This window comes from Streptomyces sp. NPDC031064 (genome assembly GCF_055570965.1).
Genome location: NZ_JBVIGF010000007.1, coordinates 211928 through 226949 on the forward strand (window position 1 = coordinate 211928; position 15022 = coordinate 226949).

Sequence of the window (15022 nt, forward strand, 5' to 3'; positions counted from 1 at the left end):
GTTCATGACGCTCAAACTGCGTGACGGTGTGTTCACCGCCGAAACGGAATACGGGATCGTGCTCCTCGATGAGGACCGGGACCGGTATTGGACGCTCAATCCCAGCGCGGCCGTCATTCTGCGGACCTTGCTGAACGGCGGCACCGACGACGACGCCGTGCGGTCGCTCACCGCGGAGTACGCGGTGGACGGTGCGAGCGCGCGCCGGGACGTGCGGGAACTGGTCGGTGAACTGTGCGCGGCCGGCCTTGCCCGTGAGGCCCGGGAGAAGAAGGCCCGATGAGCACGCCGGAAGCCATTTTCCACCGCCCGCGTTCGGTGCCGTTCCGGCGCCGGGTCCTGGTGCGGCTCGTCGTGGGACTGGCGCGGCTGCTGGCCACCCAGCGCCCCCGCCGCATCCGCACGGTCCTGGACCGGCTCCGCCGGGGCGCCCGTCCGGCGACCGTGGAGGAGACCCGGGCGGCCCGGGACGCCGTGGTCGCGGTCAGCCTGGCCTGCGGGGGCAGGGAGGGGTGCCTGCCCCGGTCCCTGGCCACGGCCCTGCTGTGCCGCCTGCACGGCCAGTGGCCCACCTGGTGCGTGGGCGCCCGGCGGCTGCCTCCCTTCGGCGCGCACGCCTGGGTGGAGGCGGAAGGGGTGCCCGTGGGCGAGGAGTACCCGCCCGACTACTTCCGGCCGCTGCTGACCGTCCCGGCCGACCGCACCGGCCCGTGAAGTCCGAGCCCGTGAAGCCAGAGCCCGTGACGTCCCGGCCGGCGAAGTCCGAGCCCGTGGAGCCAGAGCCCGTGACGTCCCGGCCGGCGGGTGAGCGGCGCGGGGTCGGGCCGAGGGAGGTGCTGCGGCTGCTGGGCGGACACCGGCGGTGGGTCGGCCTCGCCGTACTGCTGACGCTGGGCGCCACCGCGCTGAGCCTGGCCCAGCCCCTGCTGGTGCGGCGGGTGATCGAGTCGACGTCGTCGGGGCACCCGGTCGGACCCGTCATCGTGCTGCTGGTCGTCTTCTTCGTGGCGCAGGTGCTGGTGCAGGGGTTCGCCCAGTACGTGGTGGCCCGGACCGGCGAGGGCATCGTGCTGGGCATCCGGCTGCGCCTCGTCGGACATCTGCTGCGGCTGCCCATCAACGTGTACGACCGGCACCGCATCGGCGACCTGATCTCCCGCACCAGCACCGACAGCACCACCCTGCGGCTGCTCATCGCCGAGGGCTTCACGGACGCGCTGACCGGCACCATCGCGCTGGCCGGCGTGGTGGCGCTGATGCTGTGGCTCGACTGGCTGCTCTTCCTGGTCGTGCTGGTCATGGTGGCGGTCGCGTCGGTGGTCGTGGCCTCGGTCCTGCGGGGCATCGAGGCCGCCTCGCTGGTCACCCAGCGGGCGACCGGCGCCATGACCGCCGATCTGGAACGGGCGCTCGCCGCCATCCGTACCGTCCGGGCCAGCCGCGCCGAGGAGCGCGAGACGGGCCGCATCGGGGACGGGGCCAGGTCGGCGTACGCGGGCAGCATACGGATGGCCAAGCTCGACGCGGTGGTGACTCCGGCGATCGAGCTGGCCGTCAAGGGCTCGTTCATCGTCGTACTGGTCATCGGCGGGCTGCGGGTCGCCGACCGGCAGGGTTCGCTGGCCGATCTCGCCGCGTTCCTGCTGTACATGATCTACCTGGTGGGACCGATCGGCATGCTGTTCCAGTCCCTCAGCACCATGGAGCAGGGCGTGGGCGCCTACCGCCGGGTCACGGAGGTGATGGCCATGCCCACCGAGCGGGACGCCGTTCGCCGGCCCGCCCCCCGGCCGGTGTCCGCGCCGCCGCGCACACCGGTGCTGGAGTTCCGCGACGTGTGGTTCGGCTACGAGCCGCACCGCCCTGTCCTGCGCGGGGTGAGCTTCCAGGTGCCGGCCAAGTCCCATGTGGCGCTGGTCGGTCACTCCGGTGTCGGCAAGTCGACCGTCTTCGCGCTCATCGAGCGCTTCTACGAGCCGGACAGCGGCCGCATCCTCTTCGACGGCCGGGACGTCTCGGCCGTCGGCCGCGCCGAGCACCGCGCCCGCATCGGGCTGGTGGAGCAGCACACCCCGGTGATGTACGGGACGCTGCGCGAGAACCTCACCTACGCCGCCCCGGACGCCGGGCCGGAAGAGCTGGAGCGGGTGGTCGAGCTGGCCCACCTCACCGAGTTGGTGTCCCGGTTGCCGCGCGGCCTGGACACCGACGCCGGTGAGCACGGCATGTCGCTGTCCGGCGGCGAACGCCAGCGGATCGCGATCGCCCGCTCCCTCCTCGCCCGGCCCGAGCTGCTGCTGCTCGACGAGCCGACGGCACACCTGGACGCGGCCAGCGAGGAGGCGCTGCGCCGGTCGATCCGGGAGACCGCCGGCGAGTGCGCGCTGCTGGTCATCGCCCACCGGCTGTCGACCATCCGCGCGGCGGACCTCATCGTCGTCCTGGACAAGGGGCGCGTCATCGCCACCGGCAGCCATGATGAACTGCTGGACACCAGCGGCCATTACCGGTCCCTGTCGGGCGGCGGCGGTGCGCGGCAGCCCGTGCCGGGCGGGTGACGATGATCGGGGGGACGATAATCGCACCCATGGGAAAACGATATGAGCGCATCGACGGCCGGATACGGGACTTCATCGAACAGCAGCCGGTCTTCTTCACCGCCACCGCGCCACTGACGGGTGACGGGCACGTCAACCTCTCCCCCAAGGGCCGCAAGGGCACGCTCGCCGTCATCGACGAACTGACCCTGGCCTACCTCGACTTCGGCGGCAGCACCGCCGAGACCGTGGCCCACCTGCGGGAGGAGGGCAACGGCCGGATCACCCTGATGTGGTGTGCGTTCAGCGGCCCGCCGAAGGTGCTGCGGGTGCACGGGAAGGGCGAGACCGTCTTCCGGGACGACCCGCGGTGGGCGGAGTACATCCCGTACTTCAAGGACGCCGACGGCCCGTCGGCCCGCGCCATCGTCGTCGTCCACGCCCAGCGGGTCAGTGACTCGTGCGGCTTCGCCGTGCCGTTCATGGACTACCGGGAAGAGCGCACGCAGCACGCCGAGTACTTCGCCCGCAAGACGGACGAGGAGTTCGCGGCGTACTGCGCGAAGAAGGAGCACATCGGGGTGAGCCTGGACGGGCTGCCGGCCCTCCCGCTGCCGCTGCCGCCGCGCACGGACGCCCTCTAGACGTCCGGTCTCCGGGCGTCCGTCGTCCGTCGTCCGGGCGTCGTCCGGCCCCTGTTCGGCCGCGCCCGGTGAGCGGCGCGCGGGCCGGACGCGTACGGTCCCGGCATGCGCCTCGGTCTCGCCCTCGCGGCCCTGCTCCTGACGCTCACGCCCGTGGACCGGGCGCCACTGCCCGAGCGGATGGCCGACACGGGCGGCGGTACGCAGCTCATCACGGCCGAGGCGCCACGCGCCGGGTCCACCACCGGGACGGTCACGTGGTGGGACCGGCGCCTCGGGCGGTGGGTCCGGGTGGGGTCGGCACCGGCCAGGTTCGGGGCGAACGGCCTGGTGGAGGGCGGCCGGCGGCGCCAGGGCACGTCCACCACACCGACGGGGCTCTACCGCCTCCCGTACGCCTTCGGCATCGACGCCGCCCCGGCGGGCACGGCCGTCCGCCACCGCCGGGTGACGCGCGACTCCTGGTGGTGCCAGGACAACCGCTCCCGCGCGTACAACCGCTGGGTGGAGGGGCTGCCCGCCGACTGCCGGGCGGCGGAGGCCGAGCACCTCATCACGTACGGGCGGTTGTACGCGCACGCGCTGGTGATCGGCTTCAACTACGACCGCCCGGTGCGCGGGCGCGGCGCGGGCATCTTCCTGCACGTCGCGGGGCAGCGCCCGACGGCCGGTTGCGTCGCCGTGCCGGCGGGTGCGATGCGGCGCATCCTGGCGTGGGCGAAGCCCTGGCGGCGACCGCACATCGCCATCGGCACCGGCGGGGGCGGCCCGACGGCGATCGTGCGGTACTGAGGCACCGCCGCCGGGCTGCCGGCGGGCCTACCGCTCCTTCTGCGCCAGCCGCAGCAGGTGGTCCGCGAGGGCCTGGCCGCCCGCCGGGTCGCGGGAGATGAGCAGCAGCGTGTCGTCACCGGCGATGGTGCCGAGGATGGCGTGCAGCTCGGCCTGGTCGATGGCCGACGCGAGGAACTGGGCGGCGCCCGGCGGCGTGCGCAGCACCACCAGGTTGGCGGAGGCCTCGGCGGAGATCAGCAGCTCGCCCGAGAGGCGCCGCATCCGCTCCTCCTTGGCCGACTCCCCGAGCGGGGCCTGCGGGGTGCGGAAGCCGCCCTCGCTGGGCACCGCGTAGATCAGCTCGCCGCCGGTGTTGCGGATCTTCACCGCGCCCAGCTCGTCGAGGTCCCGGGAGAGCGTCGCCTGGGTGACGCTCAGCCCGTCGTCGGCGAGGAGCTTCGCGAGCTGGCTCTGGGAACGCACCGGCTGCCGGTTGAGGATGTCCACGATCCGGCGGTGGCGTGCGGTGCGGGTCTGCGGAACGGACGGCCCTCCGTGCTCAAGGTCCTGCGCGTCGGTCATCGTCGTCTCATTCTCCGGATCGTCCTTCCCCGTGCACGCTGCTGAGGACGCCGGGCAGGGCCCGGAGGAAGGCGTCCACGTCGTCGTCGCCGATGATCAGCGGCGGCATGAGCCGTACGACATCGGGGGCGGGCGCGTTCACCAGGAGGCCGGCGTCCTGAGCCGCCTGCTGCACCTGGGGCGCGAGGGGCTCGGTGAGCACGATACCCAGCAGCAGGCCCGCGCCACGGACGTGGGAGACCAGCGGGTGGTCCAGGGCCTCGATTCCGTCGCGGAGCTTCTCGCCGAGGCGCTTGACCTTGTCGAGGGCTCCGTCGGCCGCGAGCGTGTCCAGTACGGCGAGTCCGGCGGCGCACGCGACCGGGTTGCCGCCGAAGGTGGTGCCGTGGTGGCCGGGCTTGAGCAGTTCGGCAGCCTCCCCGAAGGCGACGGTCGCGCCGATGGGCAGACCGCCGCCCAGGCCCTTGGCGAGGGTGACGATGTCGGGGTCGACGCCGTGCGCCTGGTGCTCGAACCAGTGGCCGCACCGGCCGATGCCGGTCTGCACCTCGTCGAGGACGAGCAGGGTGCCGGTGGCACGGGTGATCTCGCGGGCGGCCTTCAGGTAGCCGGGCGGCGGGACGATGACACCGTTCTCGCCCTGGATGGGCTCGATGATGACAAGGGCGGTGCTCTCCGTCACGGCCCCACGCAGCGCTTCGACGTCTCCGTACGGTACGTGCGTGACGTCGCCGGGCAGGGGCAGGAACGGCTCCTGCTTACCGGGCTGGCCGGTGAGCGCGAGGGAGCCCATGGTGCGGCCGTGGAAGCCGCCGGTCGTCGCGACCATGTGGGTCCGGCCCGTCAGCCGGCCGATCTTGAAGGCGGCTTCGTTGGCCTCGGCGCCCGAGTTGCAGAAGAAGACCCGGCCGGGGCGGCCGAGGAGCTGGAGCAGCCGCTCGGCGAGGGCGACCGGCGGCTCGGCGACGAAGAGGTTGGAGACGTGGCCGAGGGAGCCGATCTGCCGCGAGACCGCCTCGACGACGGCGGGGTGCGCGTGGCCCAGGGCGTTGACGGCGATGCCGCCGACGAAGTCGAGGTACTCGGTGCCGTCCGCGTCCCAGACCCGGGCGCCCTCACCGCGTACGAGAGGGATCCGGGGCGTGCCGTAGTTGTCCATCAGCGCGCCCTGCCACCGCCGGGTCAGGTGCTCGTTGCCGGTCATGACTCCCCCTGTCCGTCCGGCACGACCATCGTGCCGATGCCCTCGTCGGTGAAGATCTCCAGCAGGATGGAGTGCTGCACGCGCCCGTCGATGACGCGCGCGGTGGTGACGCCGTTGCGCACGGCGTGCAGGCAGCCCTCCATCTTGGGGACCATGCCGCTGGAGAGCTCGGGCAGCAGTTTCTCCAGTTCACTGGCGGTGAGGCGGCTGATGACCTCGTCGCTGTTGGGCCAGTCCTCGTAGAGGCCCTCGACGTCGGTGAGGACCATCAGGGTCTCGGCACCCAGCGCCGCAGCGAGTGCCGCAGCCGCCGTATCAGCATTGACGTTGTAGACATGTCCGTCGTCCTGGGAACGGGCGATCGAGGAGACGACCGGGATGCGGCCGTTGTCCAGCAGTGCCTCGATGGCACCCGTGTCGATCTCGGTGATCTCGCCGACCCGGCCGATGTCGACGAGCTCGCCCTCGATGCGCGGCCGGTGCTTGGTGGCGGTGATGGTGTGCGCGTCCTCGCCGGTCATGCCGACGGCGAACGGGCCGTGCTGGTTGAGCAGCCCGACGAGCTCCCGCTGGACCTGTCCGGCGAGCACCATCCGTACGATGTCCATCGCCTCGGGCGTGGTGACGCGGAGGCCCGCCTTGAACTCGCTGACCAGGCCCTGTTTGTCGAGCTGGGCGCTGATCTGCGGGCCGCCGCCGTGCACGACGACCGGCCGGAGTCCGGCGTGGCGGAGGAAGACGACGTCCTGGGCGAAGGCGGCCTTCAGTTCCTCGTCGACCATGGCGTTCCCGCCGAACTTGATGACGACGGTCTTGCCGTGATGGCGCGTCAGCCAGGGCAGCGCCTCGATGAGGATCTGCGCCTTGGGCAGGGCGGTGTGCTTGCGAGTAGTACTCATGAGCTGTACGCGCTGTTCTCGTGGACGTAGTCGGCGGTGAGGTCGTTGGTCCAGATGACGGCGGACGCGGAGCCCGCCGCGAGGTCGGCGGTGATCGTCACTTCGCGGTACCGCATGTCGACGAGGTCGCGGTCCTCGCCGACCGAGCCGTTCTTGCAGACCCAGACGCCGTTGATGGCGACATTGAGCCGGTCGGGCTCGAAGGCGGCCTTGGTGGTGCCGATGGCGGACAGGACCCGGCCCCAGTTGGGGTCCTCGCCGTGGATGGCGCACTTGAGCAGGTTGTTGCGGGCGATGGAGCGCCCCACCTCGACGGCGTCGTCCTCGCTCGCCGCGTTGACGACCTCGACGCGGATGTCCTTGGACGCGCCTTCGGCGTCGCCGATGAGCTGGCGGCCGAGGTCGTCGCAGACCTTCGTCACGGCGTCGGCGAAGTCGGCGTACGCGGGGGTGAGGCCGGAGGCGCCGGAGGCGAGGAGCAGGACGGTGTCGTTGGTGGACATGCAGCCGTCGGAGTCGACCCGGTCGAAGGTGACCCGGGTGGCGTCCCGCAGCGCCTTGTCGAGCGTCGGGGCGTCGACGTCGGCGTCGGTGGTGAGGACGACGAGCATGGTGGCGAGGCCGGGGGCGAGCATGCCCGCGCCCTTGGCCATGCCGCCGACGGTCCAGCCGTCCTTCGTCACCACGGACGTCTTGTGGACGGTGTCGGTGGTCTTGATGGCGATGGCGGCCTTCTCGCCGCCGTGCTCGGACAGCTCCTTGGCGGCCTTCTCGACGCCGGGCAGGAGCTTGTCCATGGGCAGGAGTACGCCGATGAGGCCGGTGGACGCGACGGCGACCTCGCCGGCGCCGATGTCCAGGACCTCCGCCACCTTCTCGGCGGTGGCGTGGGTGTCCTGGAAGCCCTTGGGGCCGGTGCAGGCGTTGGCGCCGCCCGAGTTGAGGACGACGGCGGTCAGCTCGCCCGCCTTCAGGACCTGCTCGGACCACAGCACGGGCGCGGCCTTGACGCGGTTGGAGGTGAAGACGCCCGCGGCGGCACGGCGGGGACCGGTGTTGACCACGAGGGCCAGGTCCGGGTTGCCGTTCTCCTTGATCCCGGCGGCGATGCCCGCGGCCGTGAATCCCTTTGCTGCCGTGACACTCACGGTGCGACTCCGATCGTGGAAAGCCCGGTCTCCTCGGGGAGCCCGAGGGCGATGTTCATGCTCTGCACCGCGCCGCCGGCGGTGCCCTTGGTGAGGTTGTCGATGGCGCTGATCGCGATGACCCGGCCCGCCGCCTCGTCGTACGCGACCTGGACCTGAACGGCGTTGGAGCCGTAGACGGAGGCCGTCGCGGGCCACTGGCCCTCGGGGAGGAGGTGGAGATACGGCTCGTCGGCGTACGCCTTGGCGTAGGCGGCCCGGACGTCCTCGGCCGTGGTGCCCGGCTTGGCCTTGGCGCTGCACGTGGCGAGGATGCCGCGCGCCATGGGGGCGAGGGTCGGGGTGAAGGAGACGGTGACGGGCTCGCCGGCGACCATGCCGAGGTTCTGCATCATCTCGGGCGTGTGGCGGTGGCCGCCGCCGACGCCGTAGGGGCTCATGGAGCCCATGACCTCGGAGCCGAGCAGGTGCGGCTTGAGCGCCTTGCCCGCGCCGGAGGTGCCGGTGGCGGCGACGATCACCGCCTCGGGCTCGGCGAGGCCGGCGGCGTACGCGGGGAACAGCGCGAGCGACACGGCGGTGGGGTAGCAGCCGGGCACCGCGATGCGCTTGGACCCCTCCAGCGCGGCGCGGGCGCCCGGCAGCTCGGGGAGGCCGTAGGGCCAGGTACCGGCGTGCGGGGAGCCGTAGAACTTCTCCCAGTCGGCGGCGTCCTTCAGCCGGAAGTCGGCACCCATGTCGACGACGAGGACGTCGTCGCCGAGCTGCTCGGCCACGGCGGCGGACTGGCCGTGCGGCAGGGCGAGGAAGACGACGTCGTGGCCGGCGAGCACCTCGGGGGTGGTCGGCTCCAGGACGCGGTCGGCGAGCGGCAGCAGGTGGGGCTGTAGCGTGCCGAAGGTCTGCCCGGCGTTGGAGTGGCCGGTCAGGGCGCCGATCTCGACTCGGGGGTGGCCGAGGAGCAGACGGAGTACCTCTCCGCCCGCGTATCCGCTCGCGCCTGCCACTGCTGCTCGTACTGCCATCGAACCCTCCTCGTCGATGGCATGACTATACGCTGCCTTGCAGTTTTATGCAAAGCCTTCCTCGCCCCCGGACGTCTCACACGTCCCGGCGGTCGATCATCACCAGGGCCACGACCGCCGCGCCCACCGCCCACACCCCGTACACGATCCATGATCCGGCGATCGTGGAGGGGTACGCGACCGGGGGCGCGGGCCAGCCGGTCACCTCGATCTCGACCAGGCGGCGCCAGGCGCCGTGGGGCAGTGCGTGGAGCACGGTGGCCGACCAGCGGTCGCGGTCGGTGAAGAGGGACGGCAGCAGCAGGAGGACGCCGGTGACGGCGACGATGGTGCCGGCCGTGTGCCGGATGATCGCGCCGAGCCCCATGCCGGCGAGCGCGCACACCGGCGCCAGCAGGGCGGACGCCACGACGACGCGCAGCGCGCCCGGGTGGTCGAGGGCGACTCCGACGCCCCGCCCGGAGAGGATCGCCTGGGTCACGCCGAAGGACGTGGCGGCGACGAGGGCGCCGTAGAGGGTCATGAGCACCGTGACCACGGCCAGCTTGGCCGCCACCACCGAGTGGCGGGCGGGCACGGCCGCGAAGGTGGTGCGGATCTGCCCGGTGCCGTACTCGCTGATCACCGTGAGGGCGCCGATGCTGCCGGTGGCGAGCATCAGGACCATGGACGACTCGACGGTGAAGGCGTCCCGCAGTGACCAGAGGGGGACGAAGAAGTCCTTGTTGGCCTGGGGGTAGTTCGGATAGTTGCGGTAGTCGGCGAGCGAGCCGTTGACGTTGATCCCGACCACCGCCAGGGCGCCGAGCAGGAAAACCCAGGGGGTCGAGCGCAGCGACCACGTCTTGATCCACTCGGCGGCGAGGAGGTCGGTGAAGCGGACGGTCATCGGTCTCTCCCCGCGAGGTGGTCGACGCTGTCGGCGGTGAGCTCCATGAAGGCCTCTTCGAGGGAGGAGGTACGGACGGACAGTTCCAGCAGCGGGATGCGGTGGTGGGCGGCGAGCTCGCCGACGCGGGCCGCTTCCATGCCGGTCACGGTGAGCGTTCCGTCGCCGTCGGGGTGGGCCGAGGCGCCCTCGGAGGACAGGACGGCCGCCAGGCCCGCGGTGTCGGGCGTCCTGACGGTCACCCCGCGGCGGGTGCCCCGGGCCGCGAACTCCGCCACGCTCTCGGCGGCGATCAGCCGGCCCCGGCCGATGACCACGAGTTGCTCGGCGGTGCTCTCCATCTCGGACATCAGGTGGCTGGAGACGAACACGGTCCGCCCCTCGGCCGCCAGCCTCCGGAACAGGCCCCGCACCCACAGCACGCCCTCCGGGTCCAGGCCGTTGACCGGCTCGTCGAAGAGCAGCACCGGCGGGTCTCCGAGCAGCGCGGCGGCGATGCCCAGCCGCTGCCTCATCCCGAGGGAGAACCCGCCGATGCGGCGCCGGGCCGCGCTCGCCAGCCCCACCTCCTCCAGCACCTCGTCCACCCGGCGCCGGGGGATGCCGTTGCTACGGGCCAGGGCGGACAGGTGCGCGGCGGCGCGGCGACCGCCGTGGACGTCCTGGGCGTCGAGCAGCGCGCCGACGTGACGCAGCCCGCGCGGGCGGTCGCGGAAGGGACGGCCGTCGATGGTGGCGGTTCCGGCGGTGGGCGTGTTCAGGCCCAGCAGCATGCGCAGGGTGGTGCTCTTCCCGGCGCCGTTGGGGCCGAGGAAGCCGGTGACATGGCCGGGGCGGACGGTGAAGGTCAGGCCGTTGACGGCGGTGGTGTCGCCGTATCGCTTGGTCAGTTCGTTGACTTCGATCACCCGGCCCACGGTGCCGCGCGGGCCGGGCCCGGGGCATCGGGCCGCCGGCCACACTCGCCGGGGCCCATGTGGCCTCCGGGCGTACGCCCGTGGGCCGATGTCCCGCCGTGCGCGGGCGCATACGATCGCGGCATGTCCGCCGCCGCCACACCGCGCACCCCGCTGCGCGAGCGTGTCCGGCCGGGCGCGTGGAGCGCCCTGGCGTGGTGCGGGGCGCTCGCGTACCCGGTCGCGCTGTTCTTCGCCGTCCAGGCCGGGCCCTACCGTTCCGCCGTCCTCCGGTTCTGCCTGTCGGCCGCCCTCACGGTGCTGCCCGTCGCCCTGCTGCGGCGCCGGCCGCTGCCGGCGCTCGGCCTGATGCTGGCCGGTATGTTCGCGGCGGCGACCACCTGGCCGTCGACCGAGGTCGCCTATCTGCTGGTCCTCGTGAACGACGTCGCCGTCGGGTACGTCGTGGCCACCCGCCCCCGCCGCGAGGGGATCGCCGCGGCCGTGGCGGCGCTGGCCGTGCACATGGGCTCCGCCGGCTACTACACGTCGGGGGCGGACCAGTTCACCCGGAACGCCGTCCTCCTCGCCCTCGCCGCCGCCGCGGCCTGGCTGACGGGGCATTCGGTACGCGAGCGGCGGGAGCACGCGGCCGCGCTGCGCGCCCAGACCGCGGCCCGGGCGGTCGCCGCCGAACGGCTCCGGATCGCCCGCGAGTTGCACGACGTCATCGCGCACAGCGTCGGCGTCATCGCCATCCAGGCGGGCGTGGGCCGGCGGGTCATCGACACCCGGCCGGACGAGGCACGCGCCGCGCTCGCCACGATCGAGGCCACCAGCAGGGAGACGCTCGCCGGACTGCGCCGCACGCTCGGCGCGCTCCGCCGTACCGACGCGGACCCCGCCGGGCCCGGCACCGCCCCGCTCGGCCCCGCCCCCGGGCTGGCGGACCTGGACCGGCTGGCGGCCTCGGTGCTGGACGCCGGAGTCCGGGTCGACGTGCGCCGGCGCGGCGCGTGGCGCCCCGTGCCCGCCGACGTGGACCTGGCGGCGTTCCGGATCGTCCAGGAGGCGCTGACCAACGTCGTGCGCCACGCGGGCACCCGTGACTGCCGCGTCACGGTGGAGCACCGGGACGGCGAGCTGTCCATCGACGTCGAGGACGACGGGCGGGGCGGGCCCGTCGCGGCCACCGGGTACGGACTGGTCGGCATGCGGGAGCGGGTAGGGCTGCTGGGCGGCCGGTTCAGCGCCGGCCCGCGTCCCGGCGGCGGCTTCCGCGTAGCGGCCCTACTGCCCCTGCCCGAAGGAGTCCAGGTCCCATGACACACCCCCTGACCGGCACCACCGTGAGGGTCGTCCTCGCGGACGACCAGCCGCTGATCCGCGCCGGTCTGCGCGTCCTGATGGCCGACACCCCCGGCATCGACGTCGTCGGAGAGGCCGCGACGGGCGCCGAAGCGGTCCAACTGGTGCGGGAGACCCGCCCCGACGTGGTGGTGATGGACATCCGGATGCCCGGCATGGACGGCATCGAGGCCACCCGGCTGATCACGGCCGACGGATCGGGGGCGACGCGCGTCCTCGTCCTCACCACGTTCGACGACGACGAGTACGTGCACGCGGCGCTCCGCTCGGGCGCGGGCGGGTTCCTCGTCAAGGACATGGCGCTGGAGGACATCCTCTCGGCGATCCGGGTGGTCGCCGCCGGGGACGCGCTGATCGCGCCGAGCGTCACACGGCGCCTGATCGAGGAGTTCGCCGCCCGTCCCGAGAATCCCGGGCGGCCGGCCGCGCGACTGCCGGCGGGGATCACCGAGCGGGAGCGCGAGGTGCTGACCCTGGTGGGGCGGGGCCTGTCCAACGGCGAGATCGCCGCCCGGCTCGTCATCAGCGTGGCCACCGCCAAGGCGCACGTGGCGCGGCTGCTGAGCAAACTGGGCGCCCGTGACCGGGTCCAGCTCGTCATCCTGGCCTACGAGTCGGGCCTGGTGGGGCCGCACGCCTCATGAACCACATCGTCCGGACACGCGCGCCCGGGCGGGTAGCATCCGCTTCCGCACAGGTCCGGCGACACAGGCGTACGTGGAGGAACGGGTGACGGGGAACGGAGAGGCGGCGGTACTGGCCCGGGCGGGCGAGTTGTTCCGCGGCGTGCCGGCCGACCGGGGCGGCGCGCTGTGGCGGCTCGCGGCCGACGGGCGTCAACTGGACGCCAACCTGATCCGGGTCACGCCGGACACCCGGGTCCCGGCGCACGTGGAGCCCGATCTGGACGTGCTCCTGTACGTGGTGGACGGCGGCGGGCGGCTCGACACCGGGGACGGGGAGCAGCCGTTGGAGGCGGGGTCCCTGGTGTGGCTGCCGCGCGGCTCCCGGCGCGGTGTGGCGGCGGGGCCGGGTGGCCTGACGTACCTGACGGTGCACCGCCGCCGCCCGGGGCTCACCATCCGTACCGCCGCACCCGCCGGCGGAGGCGAGGCCGCGTGCCTGCTCCACCGGGTGTGCCCCGAGTGCGGGCGGCTCGCGCCCGACGAGTCCGACGTCCGCTTCTGCGGGCGCTGCGGGACGCGGCTGCCGGCGGCGGAGACGTCTACTTCCTGACCGCCCTCAGGACGACGAACTTCGGGTCGCTCGCCACCACTTCGCAGTTGCCGAAGATGCGGCGCAGCGTCACGTGGTAGCCGAGGTGCCGGTTGCCGACGACCCACAGTTCGCCGCCGGGGCGCAGGGCGCGCCGCGCCCCGGAGAACATCCGCCGGGCCGTCAGGTCGGTCATCACCTGGTGGCTGTGGAACGGCGGGTTGTTGAGGACGAGGTCGACGGAGCCGGCGGGCATGTCCGCGAGTCCGTCGCCCACCAGGAACTCCGCCTCGGCGCCGGGCGCGGCACCGGCCCGGAACGTCTCCTCGGCCGAGGCCACGGCCTGGTACGACTCGTCGGCGAACACGAGCCGGGCGCCGGGTTCGGCCAGCGCCACGGCGAGGCCGACCACGCCGTTGCCGCAGCCGAGGTCGACGACCCGGGAGTCACCGAGCCCGCGCGGCAGGTGCTGGAGGAAGAAGCGGGTGCCGATGTCGAGGCGGTCGGCGCAGAAGATGCCGGCGTGGTTGACGACGGTCCGGCCGGCGACGGGGGCCGGGGCGTCGTCGGGCAGGGCGTAGCGGTGCGGCCAGGGGCTGGGGGTGCGCGGCAGGGAGGGGTCCGGCGTGGAGAAGATGAGCCGGGCCTTCTTGACGGCCAGGGAGGTGCGGGTGGGGCCGATGATCCGCTCGAAGAGCCTGAGCGTGGAGGTGTGGATCTCCTTGACCATGCCGGTGCCGACGACGACCGTCCCGGGGTGCACGGCGGGGGCGAGGCGGTGCAGTTGGTCCTCCAGGAGCGCGAGGCTCTTGGGGACGCGGACCAGCAGCACGTCGACGCGGTCCGGCGGGGTGTCCCTGGTGGTCAGCAGCCGCACGGCGGCGGAATCGAGCCCGTTGCGGGCGAGGTTGGCGCGGGTGGCCTCGCGGGCGAGGAACGAGTCGGTGATCTGGACGACCTGCCCGGGGCGGTGCCGGGCGAGGGAGGTGACCAGGGCGCCCCACCGGTCGCCGACCACGGCCACGGTGCCGGAGCCGGGGAGGGCGGGCTCCTCCGGGGCCTCCCCGTGGGGCTGCGCCGCGTCCTCCTCGGCCTCCCCCGGCGTCCGCGCCAGGTGGCGCAGCAGGTACTCGTCGGCGGCGTCCCAGGCACGCAGCCGGTCGCGCGGGTCCTCGGGGAAGCGGGTGAGGGCGTAATCGCCCCATGACGTGGTCAAACGGTTCATCGTGCGCTCAGGCTAGCCGGTGGTCCGGGGGCTCGGGGAACCGGAGCGCCATCCAGTGCTCCGGCACGTCCAGCGGCCGGAAGCCGAGCTTCTCGTACACGCCGTGCGCGTCATGGGTGGCGAGCATGATGCGCTTGATCCCGAGCGGGGCGAAGTGGTCGCGGACCGCCTCGACCAGTGCGGTGCCCAGCCCCCGGCCACGGGCCGGGCGGTCGACGTAGACGTCGCAGAGCCAGGCGAAGGTGGCGTGGTCGGTGACGGCGCGGGCGTAGGCGACCTGTTCGCCGGAGGCCACTTCGTACGCGCCGAAGTTGAGCGATCCGTCGATGGCGCGGTCCTGCTTGTCGCGGCTGCGGCCCAGCGCCCAGTAGGCGTCGGTGGACAGCCAGTGGTGGATGCGGGCCCGGTCCAGGCGGGCGGCGTCGGTGGAGATCTCGTACGCGTCCAGGCCCGCGTCCGGGGTCGTCGTGGTCTCGTCCATGATCGGACTCTGGCAGGGCGGGCCCGCCCGGTGGAAGCCGACCGAACGGCTTCCTCGGGTGACGCGGACCACACCTGCGGACGTAGACTCCCCATACGGAACGACAAGTAGGGCAAAACCGTCGCGAGGAGGTCA

General features: G+C 73.1%; 17 protein-coding genes. 8 read left to right on the forward strand and 9 right to left on the reverse strand.

Annotation, left to right across the window (positions count from 1 at the left end):
* Positions 1-4 precede the first annotated feature (4 nt).
* From ACZ46W_RS25305 to ACZ46W_RS25325, 5 genes are all read left to right on the forward strand, one after another.
* On the forward strand, positions 5-283 hold the full coding sequence (locus ACZ46W_RS25305; RefSeq protein ID WP_468341631.1) for a lasso peptide biosynthesis PqqD family chaperone: 279 nt from the start codon (positions 5-7) through the stop codon (positions 281-283).
* Entirely contained in the window at positions 280-714 is a 435-nt protein-coding gene (locus tag ACZ46W_RS25310) for a lasso peptide biosynthesis B2 protein (RefSeq protein ID WP_468341634.1), read from the forward strand. Before ACZ46W_RS25305 ends, ACZ46W_RS25310 begins: the two co-directional genes overlap by 4 nt.
* A gap of 71 nt (positions 715-785) precedes the next feature.
* Positions 786-2558 carry an ABC transporter ATP-binding protein gene (locus ACZ46W_RS25315; protein WP_468341637.1) on the forward strand — a complete coding sequence of 591 codons (1773 nt, stop codon included), beginning with the start codon at positions 786-788 and terminating at the stop codon, positions 2556-2558.
* A 29-nt stretch (positions 2559-2587) separates the two neighbouring features.
* Complete coding sequence (locus ACZ46W_RS25320; RefSeq protein WP_468341640.1) at positions 2588-3181, forward strand: pyridoxamine 5'-phosphate oxidase family protein; 594 nt, start codon at positions 2588-2590, stop codon at positions 3179-3181.
* A gap of 105 nt (positions 3182-3286) precedes the next feature.
* Positions 3287-3973, forward strand: coding sequence for a L,D-transpeptidase family protein (locus tag ACZ46W_RS25325; protein WP_468341643.1), 687 nt, complete (start codon positions 3287-3289; stop codon positions 3971-3973).
* 27 nt (positions 3974-4000) lie between these two features.
* Here ACZ46W_RS25325 and ACZ46W_RS25330 read toward each other — a convergent pair whose 3' ends face one another.
* The 7 genes from ACZ46W_RS25330 to ACZ46W_RS25360 all read right to left on the reverse strand — a co-directional run bounded on the left by ACZ46W_RS25330 (position 4001) and on the right by ACZ46W_RS25360 (position 10610).
* Positions 4001-4537 (reverse strand): arginine repressor, encoded by a 537-nt coding sequence (locus tag ACZ46W_RS25330; protein WP_064068099.1) that lies wholly within the window; start codon positions 4535-4537, stop codon positions 4001-4003.
* Between the two features lie 7 nt (positions 4538-4544).
* Positions 4545-5741 (reverse strand): acetylornithine transaminase, encoded by a 1197-nt coding sequence (locus ACZ46W_RS25335; RefSeq protein WP_468341646.1) that lies wholly within the window; start codon positions 5739-5741, stop codon positions 4545-4547.
* Positions 5738-6640, reverse strand: coding sequence for an acetylglutamate kinase (argB, locus tag ACZ46W_RS25340; RefSeq protein WP_468341649.1), 903 nt, complete (start codon positions 6638-6640; stop codon positions 5738-5740). Before argB ends, ACZ46W_RS25335 begins: the two co-directional genes overlap by 4 nt.
* Positions 6637-7788: a bifunctional glutamate N-acetyltransferase/amino-acid acetyltransferase ArgJ gene (gene argJ / locus ACZ46W_RS25345; RefSeq protein WP_468341651.1), complete on the reverse strand. Its 1152-nt coding sequence runs from the start codon at positions 7786-7788 to the stop codon at positions 6637-6639. The genes argB and argJ overlap by 4 nt, the downstream gene beginning before the upstream one ends.
* Positions 7785-8813 carry an N-acetyl-gamma-glutamyl-phosphate reductase gene (gene argC / locus ACZ46W_RS25350; protein ID WP_468341654.1) on the reverse strand — a complete coding sequence of 343 codons (1029 nt, stop codon included), beginning with the start codon at positions 8811-8813 and terminating at the stop codon, positions 7785-7787. The genes argJ and argC overlap by 4 nt, the downstream gene beginning before the upstream one ends.
* 76 nt (positions 8814-8889) lie before the next feature.
* Positions 8890-9702, reverse strand: coding sequence for an ABC transporter permease (locus tag ACZ46W_RS25355; RefSeq protein ID WP_468341656.1), 813 nt, complete (start codon positions 9700-9702; stop codon positions 8890-8892).
* The gene (locus tag ACZ46W_RS25360) at positions 9699-10610 is read right to left on the reverse strand and encodes an ABC transporter ATP-binding protein (RefSeq protein ID WP_468341659.1); all 912 of its coding nucleotides are present in this window, start codon (positions 10608-10610) and stop codon (positions 9699-9701) included. Before ACZ46W_RS25360 ends, ACZ46W_RS25355 begins: the two co-directional genes overlap by 4 nt.
* A gap of 132 nt (positions 10611-10742) precedes the next feature.
* Here ACZ46W_RS25360 and ACZ46W_RS25365 point away from each other — a divergent pair, with 132 nt between their 5' ends.
* From ACZ46W_RS25365 to ACZ46W_RS25375, 3 genes are all read left to right on the forward strand, one after another.
* Positions 10743-11924 carry a sensor histidine kinase gene (locus ACZ46W_RS25365; RefSeq protein WP_468341662.1) on the forward strand — a complete coding sequence of 394 codons (1182 nt, stop codon included), beginning with the start codon at positions 10743-10745 and terminating at the stop codon, positions 11922-11924.
* Positions 11921-12610: a response regulator gene (locus ACZ46W_RS25370; RefSeq protein ID WP_468341665.1), complete on the forward strand. Its 690-nt coding sequence runs from the start codon at positions 11921-11923 to the stop codon at positions 12608-12610. Before ACZ46W_RS25365 ends, ACZ46W_RS25370 begins: the two co-directional genes overlap by 4 nt.
* An 85-nt stretch (positions 12611-12695) precedes the next feature.
* Complete coding sequence (locus ACZ46W_RS25375) at positions 12696-13202, forward strand: AraC family ligand binding domain-containing protein (RefSeq protein ID WP_468341668.1); 507 nt, start codon at positions 12696-12698, stop codon at positions 13200-13202.
* Here the strand turns inward: ACZ46W_RS25375 and ACZ46W_RS25380 are convergent.
* Together ACZ46W_RS25380 and ACZ46W_RS25385 are read right to left on the reverse strand one after the other, a co-directional pair.
* The gene (locus ACZ46W_RS25380) at positions 13192-14406 is read right to left on the reverse strand and encodes a methyltransferase (RefSeq protein WP_468341671.1); all 1215 of its coding nucleotides are present in this window, start codon (positions 14404-14406) and stop codon (positions 13192-13194) included. The two genes, ACZ46W_RS25375 and ACZ46W_RS25380, sit on opposite strands and share 11 nt — an antisense overlap.
* Positions 14407-14413: 7 nt before the next feature.
* The gene (locus ACZ46W_RS25385; protein WP_468341674.1) at positions 14414-14887 is read right to left on the reverse strand and encodes a GNAT family N-acetyltransferase; all 474 of its coding nucleotides are present in this window, start codon (positions 14885-14887) and stop codon (positions 14414-14416) included.
* Positions 14888-15022: the final 135 nt, after the last annotated feature.

Bases quoted from the DNA above. Each gene is read 5' to 3' on its own strand.
- ACZ46W_RS25355 (WP_468341656.1), bottom strand. From the start codon at position 9,702: ATGACCGTCCGCTTCACCGACCTCCTCGCCGCCGAGTGGATCAAGACG.
- ACZ46W_RS25310 (WP_468341634.1), top strand. From the start codon at position 280: ATGAGCACGCCGGAAGCCATTTTCCACCGCCCGCGTTCGGTGCCGTTC.
- argB (WP_468341649.1), bottom strand. From the start codon at position 6,640: ATGAGTACTACTCGCAAGCACACCGCCCTGCCCAAGGCGCAGATCCTC.
- argC (WP_468341654.1), bottom strand. From the start codon at position 8,813: ATGGCAGTACGAGCAGCAGTGGCAGGCGCGAGCGGATACGCGGGCGGA.
- ACZ46W_RS25365 (WP_468341662.1), top strand. From the start codon at position 10,743: ATGTCCGCCGCCGCCACACCGCGCACCCCGCTGCGCGAGCGTGTCCGG.
- ACZ46W_RS25370 (WP_468341665.1), top strand. From the start codon at position 11,921: ATGACACACCCCCTGACCGGCACCACCGTGAGGGTCGTCCTCGCGGAC.
- ACZ46W_RS25385 (WP_468341674.1), bottom strand. From the start codon at position 14,887: ATGGACGAGACCACGACGACCCCGGACGCGGGCCTGGACGCGTACGAG.
- ACZ46W_RS25325 (WP_468341643.1), top strand. From the start codon at position 3,287: ATGCGCCTCGGTCTCGCCCTCGCGGCCCTGCTCCTGACGCTCACGCCC.
- ACZ46W_RS25330 (WP_064068099.1), bottom strand. From the start codon at position 4,537: ATGACCGACGCGCAGGACCTTGAGCACGGAGGGCCGTCCGTTCCGCAG.
- ACZ46W_RS25305 (WP_468341631.1), top strand. From the start codon at position 5: ATGACGCTCAAACTGCGTGACGGTGTGTTCACCGCCGAAACGGAATAC.
- ACZ46W_RS25335 (WP_468341646.1), bottom strand. From the start codon at position 5,741: ATGACCGGCAACGAGCACCTGACCCGGCGGTGGCAGGGCGCGCTGATG.
- ACZ46W_RS25380 (WP_468341671.1), bottom strand. From the start codon at position 14,406: ATGAACCGTTTGACCACGTCATGGGGCGATTACGCCCTCACCCGCTTC.
- ACZ46W_RS25320 (WP_468341640.1), top strand. From the start codon at position 2,588: ATGGGAAAACGATATGAGCGCATCGACGGCCGGATACGGGACTTCATC.